The sequence below is a fragment of the Mesorhizobium sp. M0058 genome, assembly GCF_040323095.1.
Lineage (GTDB): Bacteria > Pseudomonadota > Alphaproteobacteria > Rhizobiales > Rhizobiaceae > Mesorhizobium.
The window spans coordinates 46,200-61,956 of record NZ_JAMYUQ010000022.1; the positions used below are offsets into that span (position 1 = coordinate 46,200).

The window sequence follows — 15,757 nt, forward strand, 5'->3', positions numbered from 1 at the left end:
CTCAGGCCGCCAGCAGCTGCTTGCGGTCGACGCGCTCCTGCTGCGGCGAGCGGGCGTAGAGTTCGCGGTAGCATTTGGAGAAATGCGAGGCCGAGACGAAGCCGCAGGCGACCGCTACCTCGACCACCGGCATCGACGACTGAATCAGCAGGTGCCGGGCGCGGTCGAGGCGGATTTCCAAGTAGTAGCGGGCAGGGGATCTGCCCATCTCGGTGCGGAACAGGCGCTCGATCTGGCGGCGCGACAGGTCGACATGGTCGGCGATCTCGATCAGCGACAGCGGTTCGGAGAGATTGCCTTCCATCAGTTCGATGATGGTCAGCACCTTGGAATTCTGGACGCCCAGGCGCGCGCGCAGCGGCAGGCGCTGGCGGTCGGTCGGGCTGCGCACGCGGTCGGTCAACACCTGCTCGCAGACGCGGTTGACCAGATTGTCGTCGAAATCGTCGCCGATCAGCTTCAGCATCATGTCGAGGGCGGCGGTGCCGCCGGCGCAGGTGTAGATGTTCTGGTCGATCTCGAAGAGGTCGGCAAAGACATTGGCCTTCGGAAAAGCCTCGGAAAAGCCCGGCAGGTTTTCCCAATGGATGGCGCAGCGCTTGTTGGAGAGCAGGCCCGCGGCGGCAAGGATATGCGCGCCGGTGCACAGGCCACCGACGGCGACGCCTCTGTTATATTCCTCGCGCAGCCAGGCGAAGGCAGACCTGTTCTGGTAGCGCTCGACATTCATGCCGCTGCAGACGATGGCCATGTTCGGCCGATCCGGTCCGGCCATCTTCTTGCGCTCTTCCTCGAGCGAGGTGTTGACGGCGCATTCGACGCCGTTGGAGGCGCGCACCGGCTTGCCGTCGATGCTGGCCAAGCGCCAGCGATAGGCCTCATAGCCAAGCATGCGGTTGGCCGAGCGCAGCGGGTCGAGCGCCGTCGCAAAGGCGATCATGGTGAAGTCCGGGACAAGGAAGAATACAAACGATCGCTTGATCGGATGCTTTACGGCGTTCAAGGGAACCTCACGCAGCCATGGCGCGAACAGGATGTCGCGAACAGCACAGCGACATCAGGAAAAACCATTCCTGTCAATTGGCTAGGGGGCTAAGCGGAAACTATATTTGCGACATGGGTCGCAAATGAGCGATCGTCCGGGATGACAGGCACGGGCTGCCGACGGATTGGGCATGGTTGCGGCGGCATAGGTGCCAAAAACGAGAAACGCCGCTTCGGTCAAGCCGAAGCGGCGCTGTTATCGACTATCGGCAGCGGCAGGGAAGCGCTGAGCGCTAGCCGTTATCTCAGGCAACGAAACCGAGGCGCACCGCATTCATGGCACCGGTCTGGCCGGGCATGGTATTGGCAAGGCGCTGGCGCTCGAGAGCGGTCGTCAGGTTCATTTCGCGGCGGGCAAAGAGGCGGGCAAAAAGCTTCATCATCATCTCCTATCGGTTGCTCAGACGGGTCGCCTTCGCTTGATGGAGTGGGGCAGCTCGTTTGCTGACGGTGATATAGGCCTGCGTGAGCAGAAACTAAATCGCAAATGCGAAGCGCTTGAATGGAAATGCGACATCGTTTGCGACATTATTGGGCATGGTGCCCAAAATTTACGATTACTTACAGTGTGTTACCGGCGACATTGAGGCGCCATGCAAGTGACGCATATGCGCCATGCAGCGGCGACACGGCTCTGAAAATCATTTGAGTGCAAATAAGTTGGAGAAAGCCTGCAGGGCGAATAGAGAAGGCCTGCCGGGCTGGTCTGCGCGGCAGGCCTTCAGCACAAGGTACACAATGGTTTACTTTGCTCCAGCCCAGGATCCGACGCCGTGGCGTGCACCGGTCTTGGTGTCGGCAGCTTCAGGCCAGCCGATATCCTTCTGCAGTTCGATCGGCAGCGAGCGGATCGCACGTTCGGTCTGGAAGCGGGCGCGGGCCGCGCTCAATTCGGTCGCAAGCCGACCGATGGATGACAGGATAGACATTTCATTCTCCTTTGGTTGTGGCACGTCCCGCATGAACGCGTTCCGTCGCCTGGATATTCCGCATCGAGTGCAATTCCGTGTCAGGAGCGTTAGGCCCATGGCACGTCCTGCCTTCGATGGAGTTGACTATCCTCCCAATCTGATGTTCAATCAAACGAAATGGAATGATGCTTCACATCAGAAAAATTGAAGGTCGATCCCGATGAACGCCCCACTCAATCATCCGCTGCCGCTGCTCGATCTCGACGTTTTGCGCACCTTCGTGGCCATTGCCGAGACCGGCAGTTTCACCACGGCGGCCAATGCGGTGTTCCGCACGCCGTCGGCGGTCTCCATGCAGATCAAGAAGCTCGAGGACATTCTCGGGCGCTCAGTCTTCGCGCGCGATGCGCGCTCGGTGACGCTGACCACCGATGGCGAGATGCTGCTCGGTTATGCCCGCCGGCTGTTGTCGATCAACCGCGAGGTGGTGTCGAAGTTCATCATCCCCGAGATCGTCGGCGTGGTGCGGCTCGGCTCGCCGGACGACTATGGCGAGCGCGTGTTGCCGCATGTGCTGAAGCGTTTCGCGCAGTCGCATCCGTCGATCGCCGTCGACGTCACCATCGACCAGAGCAGCAATCTGCGCCGTCGCATGGACGACCGGGCGCTCGACATCACGCTGCTGACCAATTCCTACAAGACCAGCGCGCTCGGCGCCGAGGTGCTGCTCACCGAGCCGATCGTCTGGGCCGGCGCCAAGGGCGGCAGCGCGCATCTGCGCGAGCCTTTGCCGGTGTCGCTGTGGGAAGAGGGCTGCGCCTGGCGGGCCGGCGCGCTCGATGCGCTGAGCCGTGAAGGCCGCAATTACCGCATCGCCTATATGAGCGCCCACACGGCCGGCCAGCGCGCCGCCATCATGTCGGATCTCGCGGTTGCACCGTTGCCGAAATCGTTCCTCGGCAACGACATGGTCGAGCTTTGCCCGAAGGACGGCATGCCCGATATCGGCACCTACAATCTGGCGATGGTGGTGTCGCCGGACGCCAGCGCGCCGGTCAAGGCCGTCGCCGACCATATCCGTGCGACGTTCGAGCTTTTCCGCGAAACCGGCAAGTTCTAGAGCGGTTCACCGTTTCACGGAGACGCGAGCCGCTTTAACTCCTTGTTTTGACGCAATTCCCAAGGGAAAGCGCTACACGCTTTTCCCTGGAAAACCGTTTTACACTTTTCCTGGAATTGCTCTGCTATTCCGCTGCTTGGGCGGGGCGCGCCGCGAGAGCGGGTCGCGCCGTGCGCCGCGCAGTTGCGCGCCGCTTGGTGGGCTCACCCTCAAGGAAGGTGACGATGCTGTCCCTGGCGCGACGCGCCTCCGGCATCTCGATCAGCGGCCAGACGTGGAACATGCCTTCCTCGTAGACGACCTCGACGTCGACGCCGGCAGCGCGCGCCTTTTTGGCGAAGATCAGATTGTCGGGGCTGAGCAGGTCGTGCGAGCCGGTCAGAAGCAGGGTCTTCGGCAGCACCGAGAGGTCGCCATAGAGCGGGCTGATGTGCCAGTCGCTGCGATCGATGCCGGCACTGTACATGCGGATCGCTTCCAGCCCGCCGGAAATGCCGAGCCACGGATCGTTGCGTTCCGCCTCGAACACTTCGGGGTTGGACAGCGACATGTCGAGGCCGGGTGAAATCAGCACGTGGCGCGACGGCAAGGGCAGGCCTTCCTCAGCCGCCATCATGGTCAGCACGACGGCCATGTTGCCGCCCGCGGAATCACCCATGAAGACGATGTCTTCAGCGTCGGTCTCATCCAGCATCTGCCGGTAGACGTCGCCGACCATGCCGAACATGGCGTGGAAATCATGCTCCGGCGCGATGGGATAGATCGGCACGGTGATGCCGAAACCCAAGCGCTCGGCCACCTCGGCGATCAACCCCCAATGATAGGATGTGATCTGGAAGACATAGGCGCCGCCATGCATGTAGAGGATGCGCCTGCGTTCGCCGGCCTTCGGCGCGATTTCATAGACAGGGAAGCCATCGACGCTGCGCTCGGTGATATCGAGCTGCTCCCGCAGCAATGCCGGGGGATGATGATCCTCGGTCTTGCGGGCATAGGCGATCCAGCGCTGCAGGTTTTCCGGGCTGGCAAATGCCTTCTTGCGGCTGTGCCGGAGGATGAAGGAAACGAGGTGGCTTTTGAAACTGGGCATTCGCGTACACAAGCTCGGCCGCAGCCGACTAAGAGAATTCCCCCACTGTCTCGAAGATCGTACCTCCAGCCGAAATGTCAAGATTCTGGCCCAAGCCAACACGGTTGTTTGATCAGCCAGGTCCGCTGTTTTGCGCAGCGCGGCTCAGCGCCGGGGCAGCAGCGCGGCGCGCAGCTTGACGTCGGTCGCAGCCGGGACCATGCGGCGGCCCCGGCGCTTGGTCAGCAATTTGCACTTGTCGGCGAAGGTCATCAGCGGCCCGAGCCCAGGATCAGACGCGACAGGTTGGTCTGGGCGTCGATGCGCGGCGACACGGGCCAGCCGATGTCCTTCTGGATTTCGGGTGGCAGGTTGTTCATGGCGCGCACGGCCTGTGCATTCTTCATGGCCGCACGAAAACGGCCCAGGGTCTCGAACATCTCTATTCTCCTTTGGAGCGTTGTGGCGGCGGAATAGTCCGGTCCGCCATTCGATGTCCGTTAAATGCTTCACGTCTGTATCGGACGGATTGCGCCAAAACAGCGTTTCGGTTTCCAGATCGGTGCGATCTGGAAACATTTGCATACAAATGAAATTGGGCGAATTGGCGGCCTTCGTAAGGCGGCTTATTCCCGGCTGCGCCTGGCGGCATGGCCTTCGCGCGAACGCCGGCGCGGGGCGGCGTCGCCGGCGACGCCATCCTCGCTGACGGTCTTGCGTGGCGGCAATTTCACCGCCGCCGACAGTTTCGGGAACGGATCGACCTTGTTGGGAAGCGCCATGGCGTAGACGAAATGCTCCTGGAATTTCGGCTCCAGTGCGGTCTCGATCTTCTCGATGTGGCTGACCGTGTCCTCGATCTCGCGGCGATAGCCGCGGTTGAGCAGCGCCATCCGCGCACCGGCGCCGGCGGCGTTGCCGACGGCCGAGACCTTGTCGAGGTCGCAGTCCGGGATCAGGCCGAGCACCATGGCGTATTTCGGATCGATGAACGAGCCGAAGGCGCCGGCGAAATGGATGCGGTCGACGTGTTCGGTGTTCTGCTTTTCCATCAGAAGCTTGGTGCCGGCATAGAGCGCCGCCTTGGCAAGCTGGATGGCGCGCACGTCGGTCTGCGTGATGGTGATCTTGGGTTCGCCTTCCTTCAAGACATAAGAGAAGGTGCGGCCGTTGACCGTGACGCGCGGCGACCGCTCGGCCAGCGACCCGTCGATGACGCCATCCTCGGAGATGATGCCGGCGAGGTACATTTCGGCCACGATCTCGATGATGCCGGAGCCGCAAATGCCGGTGACGCCGGTCGCCTGCACGCTATCCAGGAAGCCGGGGTCGTCGGACCAGAGTTCAGAGCCGATGACGCGGTATTTCGGCTCCAGCGTATCGGGGTCGATGCGCACGCGCTCGATTGCGCCGGGGGCAGCGCGCTGGCCGCCGGAGATTTCCGCGCCCTCGAAGGCGGGACCGGTGGGCGAGGAGGCTGCGACCACCCGCTTGCGGTTGCCAAGCACGATCTCGGCATTGGTGCCGACGTCGACGATCAGCATCATCTCGTCCTGGCGATGCGGGCCTTCCGACAGCGTCACGGCTGCGGCGTCGGCGCCGACATGGCCGGCAATGCAAGGCAGCATATAGAGGCGGGCGCCCTGGTTGAGCTTCAGGCCGATATCGGAGGCCTTGATGCGCACCGCGCCCGAGACGGCGAGTGCGAAGGGCGCGCCGCCGAGTTCGGTCGGATCGATGCCGAGGAACAGATGGTGCATGATCGGATTGCCGACAAAGACGGAATCCAGGATGTCGTTGCGCTGGACATTGCCTTCCGCGCAGACCTTGTCGACCAGGCCCGAGATCGCCTCGCGTACGGCGACCGTCATGCCTTCGCGGCCGTCCGGGTTCATCATCACATAGGAGACGCGGCTCATCAGATCCTCGCCGAAGCGGATCTGCGGGTTGGAGGTGCCCGACGAAGCGGCGACGCGGCCCGACAGCAACGACACCAGATGCATGGCGATGGTGGTCGAGCCGATGTCGCAGGCCAGTCCATAGGCCTCGTTCTTGAGGCCGGGCCAGAGTGCTATGACGCGGGCGATGTCGCTTTCGGCATCCTTGTGGATGGCCGCGGTCGCGGTCCAGTTACCCTTGCGCAGTATGCCTTGCACCTGCGGCATCAGGTAGAAGTCGAATTCGAGGTTTTTAAAGCCCCAATCCTTCATCAAGGCGATCTTGAGGCGGTCGAGATCGCCCAGCGGCTTGTGCATGTCGGGCTCTTCGATCTCGACATAGCACATGCGGATTGCCGCATCGCGGGCGATGACGCGCGTGTCGGCATCCTTGCGGATGGTCTGGGCGTTGATGACCGTGTCCTGCGGCACGTCGATGACGAGGTCGCCGAGGATCTGCGCCGAGCAGGACAGGCGCCGCCGCTCGGGCAGGCCGCGGACGCGCTCATATCGCTCTTCCTTGGCGCCCTTGGGCGAGATGTGGTCGTTGGACGAGACGATCTTGTGCTTGGCGAAATTGCCTTCCTGCACTTCGATCTGGCAGCGACCGCAGGTGGCGCGGCCACCGCAGACGCTCTCGACATAGACGCCGAGCTGACGCGCGGCATCGAGCACCGGTGTGCCGACGGGAAACCGCCCGCGCTTGCCTGACGGCATGAACAGCACGAGCGGATCAGTAATGTTTGCAGGCGAGTTCACGATTGCGCGCTTATCCCCTGGCCATGCGGGCTTCACGGCCGCCGCGACGGCGACCGCCATTGCCGCCGCCTTCGCCCGGAGCGTTCACGGCGGTGGGCGCTGCGACCGCCTGGCCGCCTTCGGCCGGTTTGTAATCCTTGTAGGTGCGGATCCAGTTGGTGCAGTTCTCGTCGGTGCCGTTGAGCACATTGGCGCCGCGCACGGCTTCCATTTCCTGCGGGCGAACCGGGTTCATGATAGCGCTAGTCATGCCGGCGCCGATCACCATCGGGATGAAGGCGGCGTTGATGCCGTGGCGGTGCGGCAGGCCGAACGAGATGTTGGACAGGCCGCAGGTGGTGTTGACCTTGAGCTCTTCACGCAGGCGGCGCAACAGCGCGAAGACCTGGCGGCCGGCATCGCCCAGCGCGCCGATCGGCATCACCAGTGGGTCGACGACGACGTCATGCGCGGGAATGCCGAAATCGGCGCAGCGCTGCACGATCTTTTTGGCGACGGCAAAGCGCACATCCGGATCCATCGAAATGCCGGTCTCGTCGTTGGAGATCGCGACGACCGGAACATTGTACTTCTTGACCAGCGGCAGGATGGCTTCGAGCTTTTCCTCTTCGCCGGTCACGGAGTTGACCAGCGGGCGGCCCTTGGCGACCCTGAGCGCTGCCTCGATGGCGGCGGTCACCGACGAGTCGATCGACAGCGGCAGGTCGACCAGGCCCTGGACGATCTCCAGCGTCTGCACCAGCAGGCCGGGTTCGGTTTCGTTCGGATTAACGGAGGTGACGCCGGCATTGACGTCGAGCATTGTGGCGCCGCAGGCGGCCTGTTCCAGCGCATCCTTGATGACGGTCTCGAAATTGCCGGCGATCATCTCGGCGGCCAGCTTCTTGCGGCCGGTCGGGTTGATGCGCTCGCCGATGACGCAGAAAGGCTGGTCGAAGCCGATGATGATCTCTCGTGTCGCCGAGGCGACGATGGTCCGGGTCATGAAGTTTCTCCGCCTGATATAAAGATTTCTTTATATCGTTGTCTGGTTTCATTCAAGCGAATGGCTGGCCGTCCGCGCTGTCAGTGCGCGGTCTTCACCATATCCACCTGCGTTTCGGTAATGTCGTCGTGCAGTATGCTCTCGAGCCGGTCGGCGACCATCTGATCGTCGTGGCGGATCTCACGTTTCCATGGCTGGCGGCCTTTCAGCACACCCGATTCATCGACGATCTCGGCGACATATTCCTCCTGGCGGTAGGCCATCACATGGATGCCGGAGACACCAGGAATTTCCTTCACCTCGTTGATGATGTCGGTGCAGAGCTGCTTGCCTTCCTTCTTCTGGTCCTGCGCGCCTTCCAGCCGCTTGATGATGGTATCGGGAATATGAATGCCCGGCACGTTGGAGCGGATCCATTTGGCCGTCTTGGCCGAAGCCAGCGGGCCGACGCCGCACAGGATGAAAACTTTTTCCGTATGCCCCAAGTCCCGCGCCCTCTGCATGAAGGTTCTGAACATCGGCACGTCGAAGCAATACTGCGTCTGCACGAACTGCGCGCCGGCGGCGATCTTCTTGCCGAGATGGATCGGGCGGAAATCGAAGGGTGGCGCGAAGGGGTTGACGGCGGCGCCGAGGAAAATTTGCGGCGGCGTCGTCAACTTGCGGCCGGACAGGAACTTGCCGTTGTCGCGCATGATGCGGCAGGTTTCCAGCAACGACATGGAATCGAGGTCGAAGACAGGCTTGGCGCCGGGCTGGTCGCCGGCCTGGACGCCGTCGCCGGTGAGGCACAGCATGTTGGCGACGCCCATCGCCGCACCGCCCAGCACGTCGCCCTGGATGGCGATCCGGTTCCTGTCACGGCAGGCAATCTGCATGATCGGGGCATAGCCCATGCGGGTCAAAAGCGCGCAGATGCCGACCGAGGACATGTGGCAGTTGGCGCCGGAGGCATCGACGGCATTGATGGCGTCGACCCAGCCGTCGAAGATTTTCGCGCGGTTATAGACGTCTTCGGGATCGGCGCTGTCGGGCGGGTTGAGCTCGGTAGTGACCGCGAATTCGCCGCGCCGCAGCACACGCTCCAGTCGGCCACGTGAGGAGTGGCCGGGCAGGGGATCGAGCGGCAGATGGATGCCGGCCGGGTTTTCGTCGCGCTGGCGGCCGATCACGCGGCCGCTCCAGTGTTGGCTTTGGCAGCGGCTTCACGGGCCGCTGCCGACTGCGCCGTCACCCGCAGCCAGGCCGAGGTTTCGCGCAGCGACTGGTCTACGGGCTTCTGAACGGTCAGGATCCTGTCGCCATGCTCCATGTTCCGCGAACCTTCCCAGGCCTTGACCCAGACGCAAGGCATGTCGGGCTCGACCTCGCAATTGCCGTTGGCGCGCACGCCGCCACACGGGCCGTTGCGCAGCTGTTTGGGGCAGTTCATCGGGCACGACATGCCGGTCGAGGACAATATGCACTGACCGCACATGCGGCAGTCGAACATGAAGCCTTTTACGCGTTTTTCAACGAACTTGATCGGCGCTTCGACGCGGCCGTAGCCAAGGCCTTTCCACAGCGGATGGAGCAGCAGGAACATGTCTGCGAATCTGGAGTAGAACCATTCGAGCAATCGCGAATGGCGGATCGACCACAGCCTGATCGCAAACGAGCGCTGCACGCGCCGCTGCGGCGATACGTCGGCCGGCTTGTAGTCCGATTTCGGCGCTGCTTTCTTGACCTGAGTGGCCTGGGTAACCGGCTGGGTAACCCTTGGCCCCTCTTTGGCAGGAGTGGTTTCAGACATTTTCTTTCCCGCCTGCCTTGACCAGAGCGACCAGCCGCTCGCGGTCGTATTTCGCGTCGATGTCGCTGAATGCCTTCTCGACCTCGGCTTCGAGGTCGTCGCCGACCGGGATCGGATCGGCCTTGCGCCATTCGGCGAGGTAATCGTCGGTGCCGCCGGCGCCGGTGCGCATGGCGCACATATCGATCGCCTCGGTGAAGCGCAGCGGCAGTTCGCGCTTGGCGTTCTGCCGGCCCTTCTTGACGATGACCTGGGCGGGGATGTCGCGCCAATAGACGACGATCAGATCGGCCATGAATTCTCTCACTCCCTGTAGAGCGCCGTGCGTCCATGAGGGAAACGACGCTCCACCACTTTGTCCAGCAGGTGCGAGCATTGCCGGATGCGCAGTGGGGCTGCTTGTTATGGGACGACGCGCGCGCATTCAAAAGCGACGCTATTGGACGTCGCAAAAAGAAAGGCGAGATTCCGAGGGAAGGCTGGCTACCAAACCCGCTTGGTCAGGCCGGTCCAGAGATAGAACCAGATCGTCGGATGGTACCATTGTTTCGAGGGCAGGTCCGGCTTGATCGTGGCCAACTTTCCGTCCAAGGCGTCGCGGATCGCCTCGACGCAGATGTCGCGCGAGAACGCCGCCTGGCGCAACGCATAGCTCGAAATCGTGTCGCCGGGCTCCGGCTTGCCGCGCGCCTGTTTCAACACGCCGCCGGTGTCGACGCCGGCGTCGACCAGATGCACGGTGGTGCCGAAATTCTGGAGATCGCCGCAGGCCAGCGCCCAGTAGCCGCCATTCATGCCGCGGTATTTGGGCGCGATGCCGGCGTGGTAGTTGAGCACCGGGCAGGGCATTTGCGCCAGCGTCTGCCGGGACAAAATCCGGCAGCCGGCGAGCAGCACCACGCCCGGGCGGATGTCGGCGACCGCCTGCAGGCAATCGGGCCCGTCGGCGGAGGAGACGTGGATGATCTTTTGTCCCGGCCTCGGCTCTGTCTGCAGTTTTTGCGCTGCGATCAGCCGCTCCGCGTGCCCGGCGAAGAAGCGTTTGCCGAGCCTGGTCAGCACCATCGTGCCAAGCTGGCCGATGGCCGAAAACAAGCCCTGGCGGCGCGCCCGGCCGAGCAGCAATTGTTTTTTGGATTCAGGGCTTTCGAGGATGACGCTGACAGGACCGAACTGGTCGGCGATGGCGTTGACGATGGTCCAGATGTGCGGCCCGCCTTCGGTGACGATGACGATCGCAGCACTTTTTTCAACCGCTGATGCCATGGCGCGCTTTCTTGCCGGCGCGCAACCATTTGCCGTGCGCTGCCCGGCTCAATTCTGTGCCGGGCGAGGTTAAATCTTGATGACCGCCCGGCCAGCGAGAGACCAACGGATCAGCGCTTGAACTCGATGATGTCAAGTTTCGATTCGTAGTAGGGCGCCGGGAATTCGATGCGCCATTCATTGGCGCTGGTGCGGAAGGCATAGCCGACCTGGTCGCTTTCCGGGCCGCTGCCATAGGGTTTAGGCTTGTTGTCATTGACATAGCCGGAGCCGAGATAGATCGCGCGTTTTTCGCTATCGTCGAAGAAACGGCCCTTGGTGCGTTGCGAGCCGCTGACCTTTTCCAGCTGCCAGCCGGAGCCATCGTCCGTGACCTTGCACTTGAACCAGCCATAGATGACCAGCGGGCCGGTCAGGCCCACCTTGATGGTTCGGCATTGCCAGTTGCCGCTCAGGTCCTTGTCGGAAAAGGCCACTATCGGCTTTGCCAGCAGCGCGTCGAGTTGGCTGACCTCAGCCGGGTCTCCCGCTTTTGCCTCGGCCAGCGCCGCCTTGCGGGTCTCGCCATATTTGTCGAGCCGCACCTTGTCGGCAGGCGTGATGATCTTCTGCACCTCGCCGTCGGCGCGAGCGGGCAAGACGAGGCAGAGGAGGCCAAGGGCGGCGAGCAGGACGCGAGGGGTCATCGGTGGTATCCATGTTGGCGCGGCTGGAGCAGCCGATTCTATCTTCCAGTGCACACTTACCCATTCGCGGCGGCCTGTCATCCGTGCTTAAACAGCGGTATGTTCCGCGGGAGGTGCGCGTGGGGGTTACAATCCATTTTGAGGGACAACTGCGCGGAGAGGAACAATATGTTGCGCTGTTGCAGGAAGTTGAAGCGCTTGCCATCGCTCGAGACTGGCGATTTCGGCCGATAGACGAGGCCGAAATGGTTCTCAACCGGGTCATCGACGAACGCAGCGTTGACTATATCGGCCCGGTCTTGGGGATAGAATGCCAGCCGCATCCCAAGTCGGATCGCCTAAGGTTCGAGTTCGACAGGGACCTCTTCATGCAGCAATATTGCAAGACCCAGTTTGCGGGGTCGGAGGCGCATATCGAGATCATCGAGTTGCTTCGCAAAGTTGCTCCTTTTTTCGACAAGTTCGACGTCTTCGATGAAGGCGAGTACTGGGAACTGGGCGACCGCACAATTCTGCAGGTCAATCTCGACACAGTCGACGCTCTGCTTGCAGAGGCTTTGCGCAAGGATCCAACTGCAAGAGGGCCGATCCGGTTAGACAACGGCCGCGTTGTCGATTTCGTGTCGGATCCGCAACCGGAGAGCAAATAATCCGAAGTCGGGCGCCTAACGCAATTCTTCTGGATGTGCCGCCACCCGCGCCAATTCAGCCGTCAGGTCGCCATAGCCGGTCGAGCGGCGCTCATAGGCGAGGCCAAGCATCTTCGCGGCCTTCTCGGCGACCTTGTCGAGTTCCGGATCGTCGGTCTGGGCGATGTAGATCAGCTTCTGGTAGTTGCCGAAATAGTCCTTGATCAGCTCCGGGTGCTTGTCGAGGCCGAGCGGCTTCATGAAGAAGGCGTCGAACTGGCGGCACAGGAAATCGGTCATGTAGAACGACATCATGTCGTCGTCGGCGACCTTCGCATAGGCGTCCATGCCCTGGTAGAAGGCAAAGCAGTGCGGCCCGGCCATGCGCTCGACGCCGTGCTTCTCCAGGACCCGGTCGAGCATGCCGCCGGTACCGCAATCGGCATAGCCAACGAAGATGTTGCTATAGCCTTCCGCCTTGGCCTTTTCGATCGCCTTGTCCATCGCCGGTGCGATGCGGTCGGGGTAGAAATGGAACTCCGCCGGCAGGCAGGTCAGGTCGAGATGGTCGAGCTTGAGCTGCTCCTTGACGGCCAAAACTTCGCGCGCAATCATTCCGCAGGCGATGACCAGCAGCCTGTCGTCCTGATTCGGTTTCGTTTTTTGCATTCTGGCCATGGAACCCGGTCGAAGCGGCCTTCGTTGCTGTGGGGCGAATCTATCGAGAGAGGGATAAACCGTCCATGAAACTGTTACGCGTTGCGCCGATTGCAATCCTTGCCTGCATCCTGGCGCTTACGGCCTGTGCCAACACCGTCCGTGGTGTCGGCCGGGATATCAAATCGACTGCGAAAGCCGTCGACGACACCGTCACCAAACCCTGACGCAGCCATCCGTTCCAATAGCTGGAACAAAAAAGCCGCGCTGCAAGGCGCGGCTTTCGATTGTGGCCCAGACGCCTTGCGTAACAGATCAGGCTGAAGCGCGCACGTTATGCTTGCGCTTCATGAAGTCCTTGGCGGTCTCGACCGCCACAGCCGCGTCGCGGCAATAGGCATCGGCGCCGACGGCCTTGCCGAATTCCTCGTTTAGCGGCGCGCCGCCGACCAGGACGACATAGTCGTCGCGGATGCCCTTTTCCTTCATCGTGTCGATGACGACCTTCATGTAAGGCATGGTCGTGGTCAAAAGCGCCGACATGCCGATAATGTCGGGCTGGTGCTGCTCGATGGCGTCGAGGTATTTTTCCACCGCATTGTTGATGCCGAGATCGATGACGTCGAAGCCGGCACCTTCCATCATCATGCCGACGAGGTTCTTGCCGATGTCGTGGATGTCGCCCTTGACGGTGCCGATCACCATCTTGCCCTGCTTCGGCGCGCCGGTGGCGGCCAGCAGCGGGCGCAGGATGAACATGCCGGCTTTCATCGCGTTGGCCGACAGCAGCACCTCGGGAACGAACAGGATGCCGTCGCGAAAGTCCTCGCCGACGATGCGCATGCCTTCGACCAGAGCTTCGGTCAGCACCTTGTAGGGCACCCAGCCGCGCTCGAGCAGGATGTTGGTGCCTTCCTCGATCTCTTCCTTCAGTCCGTCATAGAGATCGTCGTGCATCTGCTGCACCAACTCGTCGTCGGAAAGCTCGGAGAGGATGATCTCGTCGTCGGCCATTTTTCTCGGGCTCCTTGCCGCGCGGATGCGATCACGGCGGCTTAAAATAATCGCGTCAATACCTAACCCGGCGGGGGCAGGTATCCATAGCTGATTTGCGACTTCCCGCAAAAGGAAAGCGACCGCAAATCTATTGGAATTCTTGTCGATTTTGCGACAGGCGTTGGCGCTGGCGGGCCGTTTCGAATAGGGTGCATGGCTACGATCCGGGCGAGAAGCCGCCTACGCGGCCGCAAACGGTTTTTAGGGAAAAACGATCATGAGTGAAAACGCGTCAGTCGACCAGGAAGCGTCCAATGCGCGACGTGGACGTGCTGCCAGCGGCGGCGCGGCTGCAAGGCGGGCGGCGCGCTCGGGCGGCGGACCGGGCACCCAGCTCACCTATATCAAGCGCAAGATCAACATCTATGAGGTCCTCAACGAGGAAGGCCTGGCGATTATCGAAAACAACACCGATACGGTGCTGGAAGAGATCGGCATCATCTTTCGCGACGACGCCGAGGCGCTGCAGCTTTGGAAAGAGGCGGGCGCCGACGTCAAGGGCGAGCGCGTGCATTTTCCCAAGGGCCTCTGCCGCTCGCTGCTGAAGACCGCGCCGCCCATCTACACCCAGCATGCGCGCAACGCCGAACGTTCGGTGCAGATCGGCGGCAACGCCACGGTCTTCGCGCCGGTCTATGGTCCGCCCTTCGTGCGCGATCTCGACGGTGTCAGGCGCTACGCGACGATCGAGGATTTCCGGAATTTCGTGAAGCTCGCCTATATGGCGCCGTCGATTCACCATTCGGGCGGCACGGTTTGCGAGCCGGTCGACGTGCCGGTCAACAAACGCCATCTCGACATGATCTACAGCCACATCAAATATTCGGACAAACCGTTCATGGGTTCGGTGACGGCGCCAGAGCGGGCCGAAGACACCGTCGCCATGGCCAAGATCGTGTTCGGCGACGATTTCGTCGAAAACAACACCGTGCTGACCAGCCTGATCAACGCCAATTCGCCGATGGTGTTCGACGAAACCATGCTGGGCGCGCTGAAGGTTTATTCGCGTCACAACCAGGCTTGCATCGTCACGCCGTTCATCCTTGCCGGCGCGATGAGCCCGGTCACGGTGGCCGGCACGCTGACGCAGGTTCTGGCAGAGGTGCTGGCCGGCGCCTCTTTCACGCAGTTGATCCGTCCCGGCGCGCCGGTGCTGTTCGGCACCTTCGCCTCGTCGATCTCCATGCAGTCTGGTGCGCCGACCTTCGGCACACCGGAGCCGTCGCTGGTTTCCTACGGCGCCGCACAGCTTGCCCGCCGGCTCGGTCTGCCGTTCCGCACCGGCGGCTCGCTCTGCGCCTCCAAGGTTCCGGATGCGCAGGCCGCCTACGAGAGCGCCAACACGCTCAACTCGACCATTCTTGCCGGCACCAATTTCGTCCTGCATTCGGCCGGCTGGCTCGAAGGCGGACTGGCGTCCTGCTACGAAAAATTCATGATGGACATCGATCAGCTCGGCATGACGCAAAAGTTTTCCGAAGGCGTCGACCTCTCGGAAAACGGCCAGGCGATGGACGCCATCCGCCAGGTCGGCCCGGGCAGCCACTATCTCGGCTGCGACCACACCCAGGCCAATTTCCAGACCGCCTTCTACCGCTCCAGCATCGCCGACAACAATTCCTACGAGCAGTGGCTGGCCGAGGGCGAGAAGACAGCGCCGCAGCGCGCCAACGAACTCGCCCGCCGCTGGCTGGAGACCTATGAGGCGCCGTATCTCGATCCGGGCATCGACGACGGGCTGAAGGACTACATCGCGACGAAGAAGGCGTCGATGGCTGACGCCTTCACCTGAAAGGAGCCCGAGTCAGGCGGGGCTAAAGTCGCCAACATCATCCACAAGGAAGTC

Annotated in this window: 18 protein-coding genes; 4 read left to right on the forward strand and 14 right to left on the reverse strand. The window is 62.1% G+C overall.

What is annotated here, in order from left to right:
• Window position 1: 1 nt before the first annotated feature.
• The 3 genes from NKJ75_RS28840 to NKJ75_RS28850 form a co-directional block, all read right to left on the reverse strand.
• Window positions 2-940: a GlxA family transcriptional regulator gene (locus tag NKJ75_RS28840; RefSeq protein ID WP_348524244.1), complete on the reverse strand. Its 939-nt coding sequence runs from the start codon at window positions 938-940 to the stop codon at window positions 2-4.
• 349 nt (window positions 941-1,289) lie between these two features.
• The gene (locus NKJ75_RS28845) at window positions 1,290-1,424 is read right to left on the reverse strand and encodes a hypothetical protein (protein ID WP_023681787.1); all 135 of its coding nucleotides are present in this window, start codon (window positions 1,422-1,424) and stop codon (window positions 1,290-1,292) included.
• Window positions 1,425-1,787: 363 nt separating this feature from the next.
• A complete protein-coding gene (locus NKJ75_RS28850) occupies window positions 1,788-1,973 on the reverse strand; it encodes a hypothetical protein (protein WP_023681786.1) in 186 nt (61 codons plus the stop codon).
• A 202-nt stretch (window positions 1,974-2,175) separates the two neighbouring features.
• Here NKJ75_RS28850 and NKJ75_RS28855 point away from each other — a divergent pair, with 202 nt between their 5' ends.
• Entirely contained in the window at window positions 2,176-3,075 is a 900-nt protein-coding gene (locus NKJ75_RS28855) for a LysR substrate-binding domain-containing protein (RefSeq protein ID WP_023670389.1), read from the forward strand.
• Between the two features lie 124 nt (window positions 3,076-3,199).
• Here the strand turns inward: NKJ75_RS28855 and NKJ75_RS28860 are convergent, their stop codons facing one another.
• The 9 genes from NKJ75_RS28860 to NKJ75_RS28900 all read right to left on the reverse strand — a co-directional run bounded on the left by NKJ75_RS28860 (window position 3,200) and on the right by NKJ75_RS28900 (window position 11,569).
• Window positions 3,200-4,165: an alpha/beta hydrolase gene (locus NKJ75_RS28860; RefSeq protein WP_352500486.1), complete on the reverse strand. Its 966-nt coding sequence runs from the start codon at window positions 4,163-4,165 to the stop codon at window positions 3,200-3,202.
• Between the two features lie 251 nt (window positions 4,166-4,416).
• Entirely contained in the window at window positions 4,417-4,584 is a 168-nt protein-coding gene (locus NKJ75_RS28865) for a hypothetical protein (protein ID WP_196813564.1), read from the reverse strand.
• 186 nt (window positions 4,585-4,770) lie between these two features.
• Window positions 4,771-6,900, reverse strand: a complete 2,130-nt coding sequence (locus tag NKJ75_RS28870; protein WP_352500487.1) for an ASKHA domain-containing protein — start codon at window positions 6,898-6,900, stop codon at window positions 4,771-4,773.
• Complete coding sequence (locus tag NKJ75_RS28875; protein ID WP_352500488.1) at window positions 6,851-7,825, reverse strand: methyltetrahydrofolate cobalamin methyltransferase; 975 nt, start codon at window positions 7,823-7,825, stop codon at window positions 6,851-6,853. Before NKJ75_RS28875 ends, NKJ75_RS28870 begins: the two co-directional genes overlap by 50 nt.
• An 80-nt stretch (window positions 7,826-7,905) precedes the next feature.
• Complete coding sequence (locus NKJ75_RS28880; RefSeq protein WP_023744709.1) at window positions 7,906-8,997, reverse strand: methylenetetrahydrofolate reductase; 1,092 nt, start codon at window positions 8,995-8,997, stop codon at window positions 7,906-7,908.
• Window positions 8,994-9,617, reverse strand: a complete 624-nt coding sequence (locus tag NKJ75_RS28885; RefSeq protein ID WP_023696447.1) for a methylenetetrahydrofolate reductase C-terminal domain-containing protein — start codon at window positions 9,615-9,617, stop codon at window positions 8,994-8,996. Before NKJ75_RS28885 ends, NKJ75_RS28880 begins: the two co-directional genes overlap by 4 nt.
• Window positions 9,610-9,912 (reverse strand): virulence factor, encoded by a 303-nt coding sequence (locus tag NKJ75_RS28890; RefSeq protein ID WP_023670397.1) that lies wholly within the window; start codon window positions 9,910-9,912, stop codon window positions 9,610-9,612. Before NKJ75_RS28890 ends, NKJ75_RS28885 begins: the two co-directional genes overlap by 8 nt.
• Before the next feature lie 188 nt (window positions 9,913-10,100).
• Window positions 10,101-10,883: a formyl transferase gene (locus NKJ75_RS28895; protein ID WP_352500489.1), complete on the reverse strand. Its 783-nt coding sequence runs from the start codon at window positions 10,881-10,883 to the stop codon at window positions 10,101-10,103.
• A 110-nt stretch (window positions 10,884-10,993) separates the two neighbouring features.
• Complete coding sequence (locus NKJ75_RS28900; RefSeq protein WP_023670399.1) at window positions 10,994-11,569, reverse strand: DUF4893 domain-containing protein; 576 nt, start codon at window positions 11,567-11,569, stop codon at window positions 10,994-10,996.
• Between the two features lie 11 nt (window positions 11,570-11,580).
• Here NKJ75_RS28900 and NKJ75_RS28905 point away from each other — a divergent pair, with 11 nt between their 5' ends.
• The gene (locus NKJ75_RS28905) at window positions 11,581-12,219 is read left to right on the forward strand and encodes a hypothetical protein (RefSeq protein ID WP_023733764.1); all 639 of its coding nucleotides are present in this window, start codon (window positions 11,581-11,583) and stop codon (window positions 12,217-12,219) included.
• Window positions 12,220-12,234: 15 nt separating this feature from the next.
• Here NKJ75_RS28905 and NKJ75_RS28910 read toward each other — a convergent pair whose 3' ends face one another.
• Entirely contained in the window at window positions 12,235-12,876 is a 642-nt protein-coding gene (locus NKJ75_RS28910; RefSeq protein WP_023733763.1) for a DUF1638 domain-containing protein, read from the reverse strand.
• Window positions 12,877-12,941: 65 nt separating this feature from the next.
• Between NKJ75_RS28910 and NKJ75_RS28915 the strand changes: the two genes are divergently transcribed.
• Complete coding sequence (locus NKJ75_RS28915; RefSeq protein WP_023688117.1) at window positions 12,942-13,082, forward strand: entericidin A/B family lipoprotein; 141 nt, start codon at window positions 12,942-12,944, stop codon at window positions 13,080-13,082.
• 88 nt (window positions 13,083-13,170) lie between these two features.
• Here the strand turns inward: NKJ75_RS28915 and NKJ75_RS28920 are convergent, their stop codons facing one another.
• The gene (locus NKJ75_RS28920) at window positions 13,171-13,869 is read right to left on the reverse strand and encodes a cobalamin B12-binding domain-containing protein (protein WP_023688118.1); all 699 of its coding nucleotides are present in this window, start codon (window positions 13,867-13,869) and stop codon (window positions 13,171-13,173) included.
• A 259-nt stretch (window positions 13,870-14,128) separates the two neighbouring features.
• On the opposite strand from NKJ75_RS28920, the gene NKJ75_RS28925 reads away from it, so the two are divergent.
• A complete protein-coding gene (locus tag NKJ75_RS28925; protein ID WP_023670403.1) occupies window positions 14,129-15,703 on the forward strand; it encodes a trimethylamine methyltransferase family protein in 1,575 nt (524 codons plus the stop codon).
• Window positions 15,704-15,757 lie beyond the last annotated feature (54 nt).